Here is a 17,820-nt window from a genome sequence, read left to right as displayed (position 1 = left end):
CCGGGGATCCTTTCTTGGCCGATCAGACGAGGCCGGCGGCCTGCAGTTCGGCCCATTCTTCGTTGCTGAAGAGCCGTGAGCGGGTGTGGAAAGCCTTGCCGGTCGAACCTTCGAGCGAGAAGGTGCCACCCTGGCCGGCGATGACATCGATGATCAGTTGGGTGTGCTTCCAGTATTCGTACTGTGAGGCACTGATGTAGAAAGGGACGCCGCCGATGTCGCCGAGGTGGACGTCGTAGGGGCCGATGGTCAGGTCGGTGGGCAGGTAGCAGTTGGCGGCGCTGTTGTCGCAACAGCCGCCCGACTGATGGAAAAGCAGCGCCGGCCCGTATTGCTGCTTAAGGACCTCGATCAGTTCGAGCGCGGCTGGAGTGGCGATGACGCGGTCTGCCATGTGAATCTCCTCAAACGGGTGGTGCGGAAAAAAGGGGGCGGTTTCCCGCCCCCTGAACTTGCCCGCAATCGGGCGAGAGGAGCCGATACCGCGTTTAGAAGAAGCCGAGCCGGCTTTCGCTGTAGCTGACCAGCAGGTTCTTGGTTTGCTGATAGTGGTCGAGCATCACCTTGTGAGTCTCGCGGCCGATGCCGGATTCCTTGTAGCCGCCGAACGCGGCGTGCGCCGGGTAGGCGTGGTAGCAGTTGGTCCACACGCGACCGGCCTGGATGGCCCGGCCCATGCGGTAGGCGACGTTACCATTACGGCTCCAGACGCCGGCGCCGAGGCCGTACAGCGTGTCGTTGGCGATCGCCAGGGCCTCGGCTTCGTCCTTGAAGGTGGTCACTGCGAGGACCGGCCCGAAGATTTCTTCCTGAAAGATGCGCATTTTGTTGTGGCCCTTGAACAGCGTCGGCTGGATGTAGAAGCCGCCTTCCAGATCGCCGCCGAGATGCGCCCGGGCGCCGCCGATCAGGCACTCGGCGCCTTCCTGCTTGCCGAGTTCGAGATAGGTCTGGATCTTGGTCATCTGTTCCTGCGACGCCTGGGCGCCCATCATGCATTCGGTGTCGAGCGGGCTGCCCTGCTTGATGGCGGCGACGCGCTTCAGTACGCGCTCCATGAACTTGTCGTAGATCGACTCCTGGATCAGCGCCCGCGACGGGCAGGTGCACACTTCGCCCTGGTTGAAGGCGAACAGCACCAAACCTTCGATGGCCTTGTCGAGGAAGCCATCGTCCTTGTCCATGATGTCGGCGAAGAAGACGTTGGGCGACTTGCCGCCGAGTTCGAGCGTCGCCGGAATCAGGTTGTTGGCGGCGGCCTGGGCGATGACGCGGCCGGTCGAGGTCGAGCCGGTGAAGGCGATCTTGGCGATCCGCTTGCTGGTGGCGAGCGGCATGCCGGCTTCCCGGCCGAAACCGTTGACGATGTTGAGGACGCCCGGCGGCAGCAGGTCGGCGATCAGTTCGGCGAGGATCAGGATGGAGATCGGGGTCGATTCGGCTGGCTTCAGGACCACGCAGTTGCCGGCGCCGATGGCCGGGGCGAGCTTCCAGGCGGCCATCAGGATGGGGAAATTCCACGGGATGATCTGGCCGACGACGCCGAGCGGCTCGTGGAAGTGGTAGGCAGCAGTGAATTCGTCGATCTCGGAAATGCCGCCTTCCTGGGCGCGCAGGCAGCCGGCGAAGTAGCGGAAGTGGTCGACGGTCAACGGAATGTCGGCATTCAGCGTTTCGCGGATCGGCTTGCCGTTATCGACGGTTTCGGCATAGGCCAGCAGTTCGAGGTTGGCTTCGATGCGGTCGGCGATCTTCAGCAGGATGTTCGAGCGTTCGGCCGGCGAGGTCTTGCCCCAGGTCGGGAAAGCGGCGTGGGCGGCATCGAGGGCCAGTTCGATATCCTCGGCGGTGGAGCGGGCGGCCATCGTGTAAGGCTTGCCGCTGATCGGCGTGACGACGCTGAAGTACTCGCCCTTGACCGGGGCAACCCATTTGCCGCCGATGAAATTGTCGTACTTGGCCTGGTAGGCAATCTTGGCTCCGGCAGCACCGGGGAATGCATAAATCATGTTTGTCTCCTGTTTCTGGATATGAGTTGCGAGCGATCGATTCAAGGGCGGCAGGCCGTGTTGCTGAAATCCTCGTCCTGCCGCGACTCGTGCCAGTACAGGTGCACGCCGTGTGCCAGCCGCCGCCAGGGCGGGGTGGCTTGGCGAAAATTGCGTTAAATCAGTGGCTTGAGATGTGCTTTGTGACTGACCGGGGATTCGCTAGGGAACCCGTGCTGATCATATTTTCAGCAACTGTTCAAATTTGGAGCAGGGGGTTGTTGGCGAGGCATTTGCCTCGTCACAGAAGCCGGTTGGTCGAACCGGCTTCGTTTATTTCAGGCCATCGTCTCGGCGACGGCAGCGGGGGCGGTAACGCCGGGGCGGGCATTCGGCTGAACGCAGGGAATCTCGATGCGGAAACAAGTGCCGACGCCGACTTCGCTGACCACCGCGAGTTTTCCATGGTGTTTCTGGACGATGCTGTAAGCCAGCGAGAGGCCAAGCCCGGTGCCCTTGCCAATCGCCTTGGTGGTGAAGAAGGGATCGAATATCCGTTTGATGTTTTCCGGCGAAATGCCCTTGCCGGTATCGGCTATTTCGATCCAGACATCGGCCTCGGTCGAGCCGGTGCGGATGGTGATCGTCCCGTGCGACTCGATCGCCTGGGCGGCGTTGCCCAGCAGAATCACGAATACCTGGTTCAGTTGCGAACCGAGACATTCGACGCGTGGCAGCCCGCCATATTCCTTGACGATATCGGCCTTGCCCTTGATCTCGTTCGCGAGGATACCCAAGGTGTTGTCAAGACCATCCTCGAGATTGACTGCGGCCCAGTCTGAGCTGTCTATCCGGGAAAAGTCCTTGAGGTTCTGAACAATTTTCGTGACCCGCTCTATCCCTTGGCGCGACTCGCCGAGCAAGACGCCAATGTCCTTGCGGAGAAATCCGAGATCGGCTTGCTTCTTCAGGGCGGCAATGACCGAGTTGATTTCGGGCTGGCTGGCCAGCAGCGGGTCAGCTTTTTCGTAGGCCTGGATGATGCCCAGCAAGTCGTCGATATATTCTTTCAATGTCCCCAGATTGGAACTGACAAAACCAATCGGGTTGTTGATCTCATGGGCGACGCCAGCCGCCAGCTGGCCAATCGAGGCCATTTTTTCCGATTGCAGGAGCTGGTTCTGGGCATCTTCGAGCTGCTTGTTCAAGGCTCGGACGTGCTCGAAGTTTTCCTGCAATATCGTTTCCTGACGTTTGCGTTCGTTCAGTTCGGCATCCAGTTTGATATTTGCTTCACGCAGGCTGGCGGTGCGACTGGATACTTCTTCCTCGAGGACTTCCTGGTGTCTGAGCAGCGCCCGATCACGGGTCTGAATATGATCAAGCATTTGATTGAAATTGCTGGCCAGTTCGGCAATTTCGCTGCGTCCCTCGACCGGCACCCGTTGGTCAAGATCGGCATTGCTCTTGGCGATGCCATGCATGGTCTGCATCGTAGCTTGTAGCGGCCGGGTAATGCTGCGCGCGATCAGGCTGGTCAGCAGCAGCAAGGCCGTACTCATCCCGAGTAGCAGCAACAGATTGAGGGTTGCCCGGGCGCGCACCGCAGCATCGATGTCGTCGATATAAATACCGGAGCCGATGATCCAGCCCCAGGGGGCAAATTCCTTGACGTAGGAAAGTTTGGGAAAGCCTTGCTGGGCAAGGCCTCCGCCCGGTTGGACCTTGGGCCATAAATAGGTGACGTAGCCGTGGCCGGTTTGTCCCACCACTTCGGCGACTGCTTGCAGAACGTTTTTCTTCCCGTCGGTAGAGACAAACGGCCCATCCGAACCGCTGCGCAGACTGGTGACGCAGTTGAACTTCTCGTCGAGCAGGGGTTGGCCATCGAGCTCCGGCATCAGCGGATGCATGACCATCCGGGCCGGCGTCTGGTTATCGTTGATCCAGAAATATTCCTCGCCGTTGTAGCGCATGCCCTTGATAGTACTGATCGCCGCCGCTTGGGCCGCCTCCCGGCTCAGGATGCCGTTCTGCTGCAGATCGCGATAGTGAGCCACGACGCCATAAGCGCTCTCTACGACTTGCCGGATGGTGGCCTCTTTTTCCTGGCGCAGCGTTTGTTTCAGCATCAGCACGTCAATCGTGATGCCGAGCACGGTACCGCCAATGAAAATAAGCACGATGCTCCATATCCGGTTGCGGACACTAAGTCGATTCAATGGAGCGAACATGGTCTCTCTCCCTGCCAAGCTCTGGCATGTGACGCCAGGAAACTGACAATTTTTCTCTGCCCGGGCATGGAGCGCGGTAATTTTTATATGACTAAAGTAGTATCCTCTTAACTTCCGCGGTCGACAACAGGCGGCGCGAAAAACAGCGCCGATGCAGGAAAAACATGTGGCCGTTCAGGCCGGGCGGGGGAGGTAGTTGTTTCGCCTGCCCGCTGTAAAGAGCAACAGCGGGCAGGTTGCCGGCTTTACATGCCGAGCGACTTGAGCAGGTCGTCGTGTTCGTTCGTCGGCGCCTGTTGCGGCTCAGGCTGGGGCGCCGGCTGCGCGTTGGCCTGAGCGATCAGGTCATCCGGGTCCGGAGCCTCGTTGGCCTCGAAGTCGAACAACTTGATGAACTCGGTCCGGTCAATCGCCAGTTCGAGATAGAAAATGTTGTTGTGGCCGGTGTAGAAGGTGACGCGGCGGGCTTCGGGTTTGTCGAGATTGGTGTCTACGCTCAACATCACCTGCTTGTTGAGGACCAGCATTTTCGGCTGATTCTGCGTGATATGAGTCTGCAGCTCACGCGCCACCTTGCCGGTGAAGTCGCCGACGATCTGGTTCATCAGCTCGCCCATGACATTGCTCACTTCATCCGAGGTGTGGGAACTGGCCAGATCGTCCTTCGACATGCCCATGCTCAGCATGTAGCTCTCGTACAACTCCATCGCGGCTTGGGCCGAGAAGTTGATGACCACCAGGCCGGAGAAGCCGCCGTCGAACAGGACGAAGCAGCCGATATCCGGCTTCAGGCAGGTCTTGGTGATGCGCTGGACCATGCCGGAGAAGTGGATCTGGCTTTGGGTGGCGACGGTCAGGACGCGGGTCACCGAGTTGCACAAACTGAGCAATATGTCTTCGGTGCCGAATACGACGGAGCTTTCTGGCGTGTTCATGATTCTGAAATGGCCCTGCGGTAGGAGAATGGCGTATGTATAGCATAGCTCCCGGCCTCTTTGCCCGATATCAGCAACTTGCCGTCGTTTGACCGTTTCCTCGAGAGGCGGCCTCGGCCGCGTCGCGCCAGCCCGCCCGGCTCGCTTCTGGAGCCGGACGAAACCGCTTAGTGGCGGTGATTCATCAGGGCCTTCAGGCCGTTGACGTTGAGAATCCGGATGTGCTTCTGCTGAACCGCAATATGACCTTCTTCCTGAAAACGGGAAAAAGCCCGGGACACGGTTTCCAGCTTCAAACCGAGATAGCTGCCGATTTCCTCGCGCGTCATGCGCAGATAGAACTCGGCATGCGAGAAGCCGCGTGCCGTGAAGCGCTGGGACAGGTTGAGCAGGAAGGCGGCGAGACGCTCTTCGGCGCGCATCGTACCGAGCAGCATCATCACGCCATGGTCGCGGACGATTTCGCGACTCATCACCTTGTGAAAATGATGCTGCAGATTCTGGATTTCCCGCGACAGGCTTTCCAGGCGCGAGAAGGGGATTGAGCAGATCTCGCTGTCTTCGAGCGCGATGGCGTTGCAAGTATGGAATTCGGTGCTGATTCCGTCGAGGCCGAGCAGCTCGCCGGCCATCTGGAAGCCGGTGACCTGGTCGCGGCCATCTTCGAGCAGCACGTCGGTCTTGAAGAAGCCGCTGCGAATGGCGTAGATGCTGTCAAAAGTAGCCCCGGCGCGGTAAAGATGGTCGCCGCGCTTGATGCGGCGGCGCGTCGAAACGAGGTCGTCGAGACGCTCAAGTTCTTCAAGGTTAAGACCATACGGCAAGCACAGCTCGCGCAGGTTACAATTCGAACAAGCCGTCTTGATGACGGACAATGAAATATCTTGATTCAGTGGGACTGTTTGAGGCATTGGCAACCTGCGTTAGCTTGATCCATGTCAACCGCTAAATTGCTCCATCCGAACATAATCCAGCCAACTATTGGTGGCATGTCCCATGAATTTCGCAACTGAAAATCTCGTCTTCGATCCTCAGATCATTCGCCGTTTCGACGTAAACGGCCCTCGCTACACGTCTTATCCGACGGCCGACCGTTTCGTCGAGGCTTTCGACTCGGACGCCGCCAAACTCTGGCTCGGCAAGCGCAACATCGGCGGCATCAGCCGTCCGCTGTCATTATACTTCCACATCCCCTTCTGCAACACTATTTGCTATTACTGCGCCTGTAACAAGATCATTACCAAGGATCACGGGCGCAGCGCCAAATACCTGAAGTATCTGGCCAAGGAGCTGGCCTTGCAGAGCGCCAGCCTGGAAGGCCGGGATGGCGAGCACGAAGTCATTCAGCTGCATTGGGGCGGCGGTACGCCGACTTTCCTGTCGCATGACGAAATGCGCCAGCTGATGGCCGAGACGCGCAAGCATTTCAAGCTGCTCGACGGTGGCGAATATTCGATCGAAGTCGATCCGCGCAAGGTCGATTACGAAACCGTGGCATTGCTCGGCGAACTCGGTTTCAACCGGATGAGCGTCGGCGTGCAGGATTTCGATGAGGTCGTCCAGGTCGCCGTCAACCGGGTGCAGAGCGAAGAAGAAACCTTCAACGTGATCAAGGCGGCACGGGCCAATGGCTTCAAGTCGATCTCGGTCGACCTGATCTACGGCTTGCCGCACCAGACGGTGATGGGCTTCAACCGCACGCTGGAACGCGTGCTGGCGATGGATCCGGAGCGCCTGTCGATCTACAACTATGCGCACATGCCGAGCCTGTTCAAGCCGCAGCGCCGGATCGCCGAACCCGATCTGCCGTCGGCCGATGCCAAGCTGCAGATTCTCGCGCTGGCCATCAAGAAGCTGACCGAAGCCGGTTATGTCTTCATCGGCATGGATCACTTCGCCAAGCCGGACGACGAACTTGCCGTGGCCCAGCGGCAGGGGCGGCTGCACCGCAATTTCCAGGGCTATTCGACCTACGCCGACTGCGACATGCTGTCCTTCGGCATTTCGTCGATCAGCAAGGTCGGCCCGACCTACAGCCAGAACGTCAAGACCCTGGACGAGTATTACGACCGGCTGGATGCCAAAATGCTGCCGGTGTTCCGCGGCATCGAACTGACTGCCGACGACATCCTGCGTCGTTCGATCATTCAGGCACTGATGTGCCATTTCGAACTGTCGATCGAAAGTATCGAGAGTTCGCATCTGATCGATTTCCATGAGTACTTCGCCGCCGAACTCGACGACATGAAGGAAATGGAACGGGCCGGTCTGCTCAAGATCGAACGCGAATGGATCACGGTCCTGCCGCCGGGGCGCATGCTGGTTCGCATCATCTCGATGGTCTTCGACCGCTATCTGCGGGCCGATCGCCAGCGGACGCGCTACTCCAAGGTGATCTAACCGTCGTGGTGGGGCATCGGCGTGCAGGTTAAACTGCACGCTTTTGCCTTTTCCATGTCGCACAATGCCTGATTCCGCTTTTCTCGCCCTGTTTGTTGTCGGTCTGCTTGGCGGCACCCATTGTGTCGGCATGTGCGGTGGCATCGTCGGCGCGTTGTCGATGGGCGCACCGGCACGCTGGTCCATGCTTTTTGCCTACAACGCCGGACGGATCATTTCCTACGCGACGGCCGGTGCCGTTGCCGGGGCGCTTGGCGCGGCCAGTCTGGGGCTCGAAGGCCAGGTGCCGGTGCGCCTGATCCTCTATTTTCTGGCCAACCTGATGTTGATCGCGCTTGGCCTCTATCTGCTCGGCGTAACGCGTGCGCTGGCGTTCACCGAACGGGCCGGTCAGCATCTCTGGCGTCGTCTCCAGCCTTTGACCAAGCGCTTCCTGCCGGCCAGGAGTTTCGCCCAAGCCTTTCCGCTCGGTCTGTTGTGGGGCTGGCTGCCTTGCGGCCTGGTTTACAGCGCGCTGGCCAGTTCCCTGACTGCCGGATCAGCCGGTCGCGGTGCCTTGTTGATGCTGGCTTTCGGTCTCGGGACCTTGCCAAATCTTCTGCTGGCGGGCATCTTGTTTGCTCGATTGAACGAATTCGTGCGTCGCCCGGCGGTGCGGATGGTTTCCGGCTTGTTGGTGCTTGGCTTTGGCTTTTATGGGCTGTTCGGATTGATGCGCTTGCTGGGCTGGATTTAGGACGGGAGTCACGATGAAAATTTTGTTGCCGGTTGATGGTTCGGATTGCGCATTGCGCGCGGTCGATCAGCTGATTGCCCATTGCGCATGGTTCCGCGAGGTGCCGGAAATTCACCTGCTGCATGTCCATGCGCCGATTCCGATTGGCCGCGTGCAGGCCCATATTGGTCCGGAAACGCTGCATGCCTACTACCGTGAGGAAAGTCAGGAGCAATTGCTCGCCGCCCAGAAAAAACTGGATACCGCGGGGCTTTTCCACACGACGCACATCCATGTCGGGCAGCCGGCGGAAGTGATCGCCAAAGTCTCGGATGAGCTTGGTTGCGAGCTGATCGTCATGGGAACGCATGGCCGTAGCGGCGTGACGGAGCTGGTCATGGGTTCGGTGGCCAATCGGGTGCTGCATCTGACGAAAATCCCGGTGCTGCTGGTCAAATGAGCGAGAACGACAGCCGGGTCGTCGAGTTTTCGATCGGGGGTATGACCTGTGCCGCCTGCTCGGCGCGTCTGGAAAAAGTCCTCAACCGGCAGCCGGGGATGCAGGCCAACGTCAATCTGGCCGCCGAGCGCGCCCGGGTGCGGCTGGCTGATACGGCCGACGAGGCGGCGGTGATCGCCGCCGTGGCCAAGGCCGGCTTCTCGGCCGAGGTGGTCGACAGTCAGACCCGGGCGCGTGAGAAGGCCGAAAAACTGGTGGTTTACCGCAGGGAAATCCGCCGCTTCTGGATTTCGGTGGCGCTGACCTTGCCGCTGGTCGGGCAGATGTTGTTCATGTTCGGCGAGCATGGTCATTTGAACGAATTGCCGCGCTGGCTGCAACTGGCCCTGGCCACCCCGGTGCAGTTCTGGATCGGCTGGCGTTTCTACGATGGCGCCTACAAGTCGTTGCGGGGCGGCGGGGCCAACATGGATGTGTTGGTTGCCCTCGGGACCAGCATGGCCTGGGGATTCTCGACCGTGGTCACGCTGTTGGCGCTCGATCAGCATGTCTATTTCGAAGGTGGGGCAGCCGTCATTACCCTGGTGCTGCTCGGCAAACTGCTGGAAGCGCGGGCCAAGGCCCGGACATCGGAGGCCATCGAGTCGCTGATCCGTCTGCAACCGAAGACGGCGCGTGTTGAACGTGACGGCCAGTGGGTGGAAATGCCGGTCGATGCCTTAATGCCGGGCGATGTCTTTCTCGTTCGTCCGGGCGAGAGCGTGCCGGTCGATGGCGAAGTGATCGATGGCGAGTCGAGCGTGGACGAAGCGATGCTGACCGGCGAGAGCATGCCGGTCGCCAAGCGCGCCGGCGACAAGCTTTTCGCCGCAACGGCCAACGGGCAAGGGGCGCTGCGTTGTCGGGCCAGCGGGGTCGGCGAACATACCTTGCTGGCCGGCATCATCCGGCTGGTCGGCGAGGCGCAGGGCTCGAAAGCGCCGGTGCAGCGGCTGGCCGACCGGATTTCGGCGATTTTCGTGCCGGTGGTGTGCGTCATTGCGCTGGGCACCTTTGTCAGCTGGTGGCTGTATTCCGGGCTGTTGGCCGAGGCGCTGATCAATGCCGTCGCCGTGCTGGTCATCGCCTGTCCGTGTGCTCTTGGCCTAGCGACGCCGACGGCGATCATGGTCGGGACCGGGCAGGGGGCGCGGGCCGGCATCCTGGTCAAGAATGCCGAGGCGCTGGAGCGCGCCGAGCATATAAAGGTGCTGGCGCTCGACAAGACCGGCACCTTGACCTGCGGCAAACCGCAGGTGACCGACGTCGTGGCGCGGGGCACTGGCGAGGCCGATGTCTTGCGCTGGGCGGCGGCACTCGAACAGAATTCCGAGCACCCATTGGCCAGGGCCATCGTTGCCAAGGCAGTTGCCCAAGGGGGCGTGGTCGACAGCGCGACAGTGCAGAATTTCAAGGCGCTGCCGGGGCATGGCGTGCACGGCGAAGTAGACGGGCGTTCGTTGCGTCTTGGCTCGCCTGACTGGCTTGGCGCCGCCGCCGATCCGGCGGTACTCGCCTTGCAGCAGTCGGGGAAAACCGTCGTCGTGCTGGCCGAGGCGGAGCAGGTGCTGGCCCTGATCGCCATTGCCGACGCGCTGCGGCCAAGCTCGCGAGCAGCCGTGGCGCGCTTGCGCGAACGGGGCATCCGGGTGGTCATGCTGACCGGCGACAATGCGGCGACTGCTGCGGCGATTGCCGCGGAGGCCGGCATCGCCGAGTTTCGCGCCGGCATTCTGCCCGGCGACAAGGCGGCGGCTGTGGCCGAGCTGAAAGCCGGCGGTGGTCTGGTGGCGATGGTTGGCGACGGCATCAACGATGCGCCGGCGCTCGCCGCCGCCGATGTCAGCTTCGCCATTGGGGCTGGCTCCGATGCGGCGATCGAGGCGGCCGACCTGACCTTGATCCGCAACGACCTGCACGGTGTCGCCGACGCCATCGACCTTTCCACGGCAACCCTCGGCAAGATCCGGCAAAATCTTTTCTTTGCCTTCATCTACAATGTGCTCGGCATACCGCTTGCCGCACTGGGTTTTCTCAACCCGGTCTTCGCCGGCGCGGCAATGGCGATGAGTTCGGTTTCCGTCGTGACGAATTCGCTGCTGCTCAAGCGTTGGCGGCCCGCCGTTCCACGGAAGTGACAGAAAGAGATTGGTGAAGGCTAGATGACCGCAGGGGTCAGGGAGAAATATTTGGTGCAGGCTGACTCGGGTCGGAAGGCCAGCGCGCCGGGCGGTGCTTCGGAAAACGAGGAGCTGTTCCGGGCCACCATGGAGGCCGCGCAGGTCGGTATATTCGTTCTGCAGGATCGTCTCTTCAAGTACGTCAATCCCTTCATGCTCAAGTTGTTTGGCTATACGGTCGAGGAAATGGTTGATCGCTTGGGGCCGCTTGACCTGATCTCTCCCGATGAGCATCCCTTTGTCCTGCAGCAGATGGACGAGCGCATTTCCGGGGTGCGCGGCCAGTCTTACGAGCTGACTGCGGTGCGCAAGGATGGCTCGGTATTCCCGGTCACCATTCTCGGCTCGCCCTCGGTTTTCCATGGCCGGCCGGCCTCGGTCGGGACGGTGGTCGATATTTCGGTGCAGAAGGCGGCGGAACTGAAAGTGCGCGAACTGGCCGAGTTCGACCCCTTGTCCGGATTGCCCAATCGCCGTTTGCTGCGTGACCGGGTGATGCAATCGCTGGCCGTTGCCGAGCGTGAAACGTCGGCTGTCGCGTTGATGTTTCTCGATCTCGACCACTTCAAGCGGATCAACGATTCGCTCGGCCACAGTGTCGGCGACGAATTGCTCTGTGCGGTTGCCCAACGGTTGTCGGCGGCGGTGCGCCGGGTCGATACCCTGGCCCGCCTTGGTGGCGACGAATTCGTGCTCGCCATGCCCGGCATCCAGGCTGCGGCGGCCGCCGATGTGGCTCGGCGTTTGCTGGGCGAGTGCGGATTGCCGTTTGTCGTCGCCGGGCACGAACTGACGGTGACGCCGTCGATCGGCATCAGCATTTTTCCGCAGGACGGCAAGGATATCGATACGCTGCTGCGCAATGCCGATACGGCGATGTACAAGGCCAAGGAGTTGGGGCGTAACACCTTCCAGTTTTATGCCGCCGAGATGAATACGGCGACGCTCGAACGACTGTTGATGGAGAGCAATCTGCGGCGGGCGCTCAAACAGGATGAACTGGTCCTGCATTACCAGCCGCTGGTCTGCTTGCAGAGCGGCTTGATCGTTGGTGTCGAGGCGCTGATTCGCTGGCAGCATCCGGATCTCGGGATGATCATGCCGGATCGCTTCATCCATGTTGCGGAAGAGAGCGGCCTGATCAACCCGATCGGCGACTGGGTACTTGGCGAGGCATGCCGACAGGCCCAAGCCTGGATCGAAGCCGGGCTGCCGGCGGTGGTCATGGCGGTCAACGTCGCGCCGGTCCAGTTTCGTCAGGCCGGTTTCGTCGAGGCGGTGGCTGGCGGGCTGGCCGCCTCCGGACTCGATGCCAGTCTGCTTGAACTGGAAGTGACCGAGCGGACGGTGATGCACGATGCCGACGTCAATATCGGGACGCTGTCGGCGCTGCACCGGATGGGCGTCGAGTTGTCGCTCGACGATTTCGGAACCGGTTATTCGTCGCTGGCTTATCTGAAACGTTTTCCGGTCGGCAAATTGAAGATCGACCGCTCGTTCATCCGCGATCTTGAAGTCGATCCGGACGATCAGGCGATTGCCTCGACCATTGTCAGCATGGGCCGCAACTTGCGGTTGACGGTGCTGGCCGAGGGCGTTGAAACTGCCGAACAGTTGCGGCTGTTGCGCAACATGGGGTGCGACATGGCCCAGGGTTTCTTCTTCAGCCGGGCCTTGCCGGCGGCTGAGATTTTTGAATTGCTGCGGGCGCAGCCGTTCCTGTACCAGGAGTAGGCATGGAAAATACCGTAATCAAAGTGGGTGGCATGAGCTGTCAGGGGTGTGTCAAGAACATCACCGGCGTGCTGAGCGGGCTGGCCGGCGTTGCCTCGGCCGAGGTCTCGCTGGAGGCGGCCGAAGCCAAAGTGGCTTTCGATCCCCAGACGGTGACGCGGGCAGAACTGCTGGCGGCCATCGAAGACGCCGGCTTCGACGCCGAATAACCGAATACTGAAGAGAACAGTCGTGGCCGAAGAAACAATCAGACTTACCCAGCTTTCCCATGGTGGCGGATGTGGCTGCAAGATCGCCCCCGCCGTCCTTGAAAAGATCCTTGCCGGCATGACGCCGGGCATCGTCCCGCCGCAACTGCTGGTCGGTACCGAAACCAGCGACGACGCGGCGGTCTACCAGATCAATCCGCAGCAGGCGATTGTCGCGACGACCGACTTTTTCATGCCGATCGTCGACGACCCTTACGATTTTGGCCGGATCGCCGCGACCAACGCGATTTCCGATGTCTATGCGATGGGCGGTACGCCCCTGTTTGCCCTGGCGCTGGTCGGCATGCCGGTCAAGGTGCTGCCGCTGGAAACCATCGCCAAAATTCTCGAAGGTGGGGCAGCGGTTTGCCAGGCGGCCGGGATACCGATTGCCGGCGGTCACACCATCGATTCGGTCGAGCCGATCTATGGACTGGTGGCTATCGGTCTGGTCAATCCGGCCCATCTGAAACGCAATTCCGGCGCCCGGCCGGGCGACAAGCTGATTCTCGGCAAGGCCCTAGGGGTCGGGGTGTATAGCGCCGCGCTGAAGAAGGATGCGCTGCGCGACAGCGATTACGAAGCGATGATCGCCAGCACCACCCAGCTCAACACCCCCGGGCCGGTACTGGCCTGTCTCGATGGTGTGCATGCGGTGACCGACGTTACCGGTTTCGGCCTGCTCGGGCATCTGCTGGAAGTCTGCAAGGGCAGCCAGGTGCGCGGCACGGTGCGCTTTGCCGATCTGCCGCTGCTCGCCCGGGCCCGCGAGTTCGTCGAGGCCGGCCATGTCACCGGCGCCTCGGCGCGCAACTGGGACAGTTACGGCGCCGGTGTCCATCTGGCCTCCGGGATTGATGACGTGGCCAAGGCCCTGCTGACCGATCCGCAAACCTCCGGCGGCCTGCTCGTTTCCTGTACCCCGGAAACCGTCACCGAGGTGCTGTCGGTCTTCCTGCAGCAGGGCTTTTCACATGTTTCGGTGATTGGCGAAATCGGCGAAGGGGCGCCGGGAGTCGACGTGATCTGAAACTTGAATCGGCCCGGTTGCGCCAGCCTGGAGGGCTGGTGCGACAAGGTGCCTTCAGTCAGGTGTTGATCCGCTTGATTGAGAATGGTTATCAGTTATAATTCGGTCAGCCAGCCGATTTTCCCAAGGCATGCCGGGGTTGTTGTCAATCCCGGTACTGTTTTCCGGGGCGCCAGCCAAACTTTCAATGACAAGTTGCCATGGCCCCCAAATTCTCCTTTCGTTCCCTTTGTCCTGTCACGTCTGCTGCCCGCGTAGCCTCGCCTGCGCCGGGTGGGAGTTCGCCCGAATTGGCGGCAGGATTGCGCCGGGCGGCATGGCTGAAGACGCTATTGAAGCTGCACTGGATCAGTTCCGCCATCTGCCTGCTCGGCATCGTTCTGTTCAGCGTCACCGGGATCACGCTGAATCACGCCGGGCAGATCGAAGCTAGCCCGGTTACCGTTCAGCAAAAGCGCAGCCTGCCGGCCAATCATCTGGATATTCTGCAGCAGATCAGCCGTGCTCCGTCGGCGCAGCCGCGAGTACTGCCGGTCGACATTGCCCGTTGGCTGGCGCTCAATTTCAAGGTTGATGTCACCGATGCCGGAAGCGAATGGGCGGACGACGAAATCTACTTCCCTCTGCCGCGCCCCGGCGGCGATGCCTGGCTGCGTATCGGTCTGGCTGACGGCGAAGTCGAACATGAAGCTACCGACCGGGGCTGGATTTCCTGGCTCAACGACCTGCACAAGGGGCGGCATACCGGTGGGGCATGGAGCCTGTTCATCGATGTTTTCGCGGCCGGCTGCCTGATCTTTTCGCTCAGCGGTCTGCTCATCCTCAAGATGCATGCCGCACAGCGGCTGTCCACCTGGCCGCTGGTCGGCTTGGGGGTCCTCATTCCGGCGCTCCTCGCGCTGTTGTTCATTCATTGACTATCACAGGAAGTGCCCATGAAATGTTCTCGCCTACTGTTGCTGGCATTGGCCTGTGCCGCCACGCCAGGGATTGCCGCCGAACTCTCGGTGAAGATAGAAATTCCCCAGTTGGCGGTGGCCGAATACCATCGCCCATACATCGCGATGTGGCTGGAGAAGAGCGATACGGCGCAGGTGACGCAGCTGGCTGTCTGGTACGACCAGAAAAAGCGCGATAACGGCGGCACCAAATGGCTGAAGGATTTGCGTCAATGGTGGCGGAAGGGCGGGCGAGAGATGGACGTGCCGCTCGATGCGGTGACCAGCGCGACGCGCACCCCCGGTATCCACACGCTGACCTATTCGACAGGCAAGGCGCCGATCGACAAGCTGGTCGCTGGCGACTACACCCTGCTCGTCGAAGCGGCGCGCGAAGGCGGTGGCCGGGAAGTCGTTCGCCTGCCGGTCGCCTGGCCACCCAGGGAGGCGCGTACAGCCTCCGGCAAGGGGCTTGAGGAACTGGGCAACGTCACCGTTCAACTAAAACCCTGATTCTCGGGAGAACTACTCATGAAATCGCTCAAGCTGACGCTTCTCACCGCCCTGCTGATCGCCTCGATCCCTGCCGCCCACGCCCATCGCCAATGGCTGCTGCCCTCGACCACCCAGGCCGAAGGCAATGGGCCCTGGGTGACCGTCGATGCGGCTGTTTCGGAGAGCCTGTTCGACATCGATACCAATGCCCTCAGCCTGAACAGTCTGAGCATCACCGGCCCCGACGGCGAAGCCCTGAGCCCGGCGCAGACCTCGACCGGCAAGCTGCGCAGCAGCGTCGACCTGAAACTTGCCACGCCGGGTACCTACCGGATCGCGCTGGTCTCCGAAAACGCCATGGCAAGTTACAAGCAGAATGGTGAAATGAAGCGTTGGCGGGGCAATTCGACCGAGTTGAAGAGGGAAATCCCGGCCGACGCCGAGGAACTGATGGTGACCAGGACGCTGGGCCGGCTGGAAACCTACGTCACCGCCGGAAAGCCCAACGCGACAGTGATCAAGCCGATCGGCTCGGGCCTCGAACTGCTGCCGCTCAGCCATCCCAACGACTACCTGGCTGGCCAGTCGGCGCGTTTCCGTTTCTTGCTCGATGGCCAGCCAGTGGCCAACCTAAGTGTGGCGATTGTTCCGGGCGGCGTGCGCTATCGCGGCATTCTCAGGGAAGTGGCAGTCACCACCGACGCCAATGGTGAATTTTCGGTGACCTGGCCGATGGCCCAGATGTACTGGATCAACGCCAGTTATCCGCCGCGCGTGCAGTTGCCTGAAGGCCAGCCGCGGCCGGCGCCGGCCGCCTTGCGCTACAACTACGGCGGGACCTTTGAGGTGCTGCCGCAATGAGTTTGCCGCTTGCTTGTCGTTGCCGGTCATGCCGAAGCGCGGGCCGGGCTGATCTGCGAACCGTCACCTAGGCATGGGGGTAACGCTGGAGCCTGCCCGCTGGCTGGCGGCGGGTTTCCTCAGTCTGGCCTACATCGGCCTGTGTCTCTGGTATGGCCGCCGGGCGGCGGGTTGTTCGAGTACGCAGGCCGCGGCGGCTGAGGGGCAATCCTGGACGGTGGCCTATGCGAGCCAGACTGGCACCGCCGAAGCCTTGGCCCGACAGACCGCGCAGGCATTGCAGAGGGCATCACTGACGGTGCGCTGTTGTCCGCTGAATGAGCTGAATGGCCAGCAACTGGCGGCTGGCGGCCGCTTCCTGCTTGTCGTCAGCACGGCCGGGCAAGGCGAGGCGCCGGACAACGGGGCGGGCTTCGCGGAAATGCTGGAGGCTGACGACCACGCCCTGAGCGGGGTGGACTTTGCCGTGCTGGCCCTGGGCGACCGCGATTATCCGGATTTCTGCGGCTTCGGCCGGCGCCTTGAGGCGCGTCTGGTGGCGCGCGGCGCGCGGCGTTGTTTCGAGCGCATCGACATGCATCGTGCCGAGCCGGAGGCGCTCGCCAACTGGCAAGGCCGCTTGGCGCAACTGGCCGGCGCCGATGAGTTCGCGGACTTGCCGGATGACCAATTTTCGCCTTGGCGGTTGGTCGAGCGCCGGCATCTCAATCCCGGCAGTCCCGGCGACGGCGTTTATCTACTGAGTTTTGAAGCCATCAGGCAAGCGTTGCCGCGGTGGGAGTCGGGGGATCTGGCGCAGATCCTCGCGCCGGCGGAACCGGGATGCCCGCGCAACTATTCGATTGCCTCCCTGCCTGACGAGGGCGGTCTGCAATTGCTGGTTCGTCTGCGCCGGAACAATGACGGTACGCCGGGCATCGCTTCCGGATGGCTGACGCAGGATCTGGCCCCTGGCGAGGAAGTTGCCCTGCGATTGCGGCCGCATTATCCGTTCCGTCTCAACGGGAATCGCGCCGGGCCGCTGATCTGCATCGGCAGCGGGGTGGGGCTCGCCGGCCTGCGCGGCCACCTTGCCGGGCGCATTGCCGCGGGCGTGAAGGAGAACTGGCTGCTGTTCGGCGAGCGCAGCCGGGCGCATGATTTTTATCAGCAGGGCGAACTGGAGCGCTGGCTTGCCGCCGGTCAACTGGACCGTCTCGATACCGTCTTTTCCCGGGACGGCGAAGCTTTTCGCTATGTGCAGGAATGCTTGGTGGCCCATGCCGAGCTGTTCCGAAGCCGGGTTGCCCGGGGGGCGGCAGTCTATGTCTGCGGTAGCCGGGCGGGCATGGGCGATGGCGTGGACCGGGCGATTCGCGAGATCCTGGGCGCCGACGGCTATCAGTGTCTGGTACAGGGCGGGCGTTACTGCCGGGATCTGTTCTAGCCATCCGCTTACAGACTGAGCGGTTTTGTTACGAACTGTTGCATATGCGGATGAGAACCATTATCATGTGAAACACAAATCTAGCCAGCCATCCGCGAGTCAAGACCAGTTTCGGTCCTGATGGAACGCCAGCCAAA

General features: G+C 61.5%; 16 protein-coding genes. 11 read left to right on the top strand and 5 right to left on the bottom strand.

Translation table 11 applies throughout. The annotated features are described in order from the left end of the window. Positions 1–22: 22 nt before the first annotated feature. The 5 genes from KI611_RS16420 to fnr form a co-directional block, all read right to left on the bottom strand. The gene (locus tag KI611_RS16420; protein ID WP_226416726.1) at positions 23–394 is read right to left on the bottom strand and encodes a DUF779 domain-containing protein; all 372 of its coding nucleotides are present in this window, start codon (positions 392–394) and stop codon (positions 23–25) included. Positions 395–488: 94 nt separating this feature from the next. Further along, positions 489–2,009: an aldehyde dehydrogenase family protein gene (locus KI611_RS16415; protein WP_226416725.1), complete on the bottom strand. Its 1,521-nt coding sequence runs from the start codon at positions 2,007–2,009 to the stop codon at positions 489–491. 317 nt (positions 2,010–2,326) lie between these two features. Then, entirely contained in the window at positions 2,327–4,171 is a 1,845-nt protein-coding gene (locus KI611_RS16410) for a cache domain-containing protein (protein WP_226416724.1), read from the bottom strand. Positions 4,172–4,467: 296 nt separating this feature from the next. Then, positions 4,468–5,157: a DUF3334 family protein gene (locus tag KI611_RS16405; protein WP_226416723.1), complete on the bottom strand. Its 690-nt coding sequence runs from the start codon at positions 5,155–5,157 to the stop codon at positions 4,468–4,470. Positions 5,158–5,324: 167 nt separating this feature from the next. Next, positions 5,325–6,068, bottom strand: coding sequence for a fumarate/nitrate reduction transcriptional regulator Fnr (fnr, locus tag KI611_RS16400; protein ID WP_226416722.1), 744 nt, complete (start codon positions 6,066–6,068; stop codon positions 5,325–5,327). A gap of 85 nt (positions 6,069–6,153) precedes the next feature. On the opposite strand from fnr, the gene hemN reads away from it, so the two are divergent. From hemN to KI611_RS16345, 11 genes are all read left to right on the top strand, one after another. Next, on the top strand, positions 6,154–7,557 hold the full coding sequence (gene hemN, locus KI611_RS16395) for an oxygen-independent coproporphyrinogen III oxidase (RefSeq protein WP_226416721.1): 1,404 nt from the start codon (positions 6,154–6,156) through the stop codon (positions 7,555–7,557). Positions 7,558–7,621: 64 nt separating this feature from the next. Then, complete coding sequence (locus KI611_RS16390; RefSeq protein WP_226416720.1) at positions 7,622–8,293, top strand: sulfite exporter TauE/SafE family protein; 672 nt, start codon at positions 7,622–7,624, stop codon at positions 8,291–8,293. 13 nt (positions 8,294–8,306) lie between these two features. Continuing rightward, entirely contained in the window at positions 8,307–8,732 is a 426-nt protein-coding gene (locus tag KI611_RS16385; RefSeq protein WP_226416719.1) for a universal stress protein, read from the top strand. Next, the gene (locus KI611_RS16380) at positions 8,729–10,909 is read left to right on the top strand and encodes a heavy metal translocating P-type ATPase (RefSeq protein ID WP_226416718.1); all 2,181 of its coding nucleotides are present in this window, start codon (positions 8,729–8,731) and stop codon (positions 10,907–10,909) included. Before KI611_RS16385 ends, KI611_RS16380 begins: the two co-directional genes overlap by 4 nt. 54 nt (positions 10,910–10,963) lie before the next feature. Further along, a complete protein-coding gene (locus KI611_RS16375) occupies positions 10,964–12,685 on the top strand; it encodes a putative bifunctional diguanylate cyclase/phosphodiesterase (protein ID WP_226416717.1) in 1,722 nt (573 codons plus the stop codon). Positions 12,686–12,687: 2 nt separating this feature from the next. Further along, the gene (locus KI611_RS16370; RefSeq protein ID WP_226416716.1) at positions 12,688–12,894 is read left to right on the top strand and encodes a heavy-metal-associated domain-containing protein; all 207 of its coding nucleotides are present in this window, start codon (positions 12,688–12,690) and stop codon (positions 12,892–12,894) included. A 22-nt stretch (positions 12,895–12,916) separates the two neighbouring features. After that, complete coding sequence (gene selD / locus KI611_RS16365) at positions 12,917–13,963, top strand: selenide, water dikinase SelD (RefSeq protein ID WP_226416715.1); 1,047 nt, start codon at positions 12,917–12,919, stop codon at positions 13,961–13,963. A gap of 290 nt (positions 13,964–14,253) precedes the next feature. Next, complete coding sequence (locus tag KI611_RS16360) at positions 14,254–14,880, top strand: PepSY-associated TM helix domain-containing protein (protein ID WP_226416714.1); 627 nt, start codon at positions 14,254–14,256, stop codon at positions 14,878–14,880. 18 nt (positions 14,881–14,898) lie between these two features. Continuing rightward, complete coding sequence (locus KI611_RS16355) at positions 14,899–15,414, top strand: DUF2271 domain-containing protein (RefSeq protein ID WP_226416713.1); 516 nt, start codon at positions 14,899–14,901, stop codon at positions 15,412–15,414. An 18-nt stretch (positions 15,415–15,432) separates the two neighbouring features. Then, positions 15,433–16,257: a DUF4198 domain-containing protein gene (locus KI611_RS16350; RefSeq protein WP_226416712.1), complete on the top strand. Its 825-nt coding sequence runs from the start codon at positions 15,433–15,435 to the stop codon at positions 16,255–16,257. Between the two features lie 73 nt (positions 16,258–16,330). Next, the gene (locus KI611_RS16345; RefSeq protein WP_226416711.1) at positions 16,331–17,683 is read left to right on the top strand and encodes a sulfite reductase subunit alpha; all 1,353 of its coding nucleotides are present in this window, start codon (positions 16,331–16,333) and stop codon (positions 17,681–17,683) included. Positions 17,684–17,820 lie beyond the last annotated feature (137 nt).

The organism is Dechloromonas denitrificans (genome assembly GCF_020510685.1).
Lineage (GTDB): Bacteria > Pseudomonadota > Gammaproteobacteria > Burkholderiales > Rhodocyclaceae > Azonexus > Azonexus denitrificans_A.
This window is presented reverse-complemented; position numbering and strand designations above follow the sequence as displayed.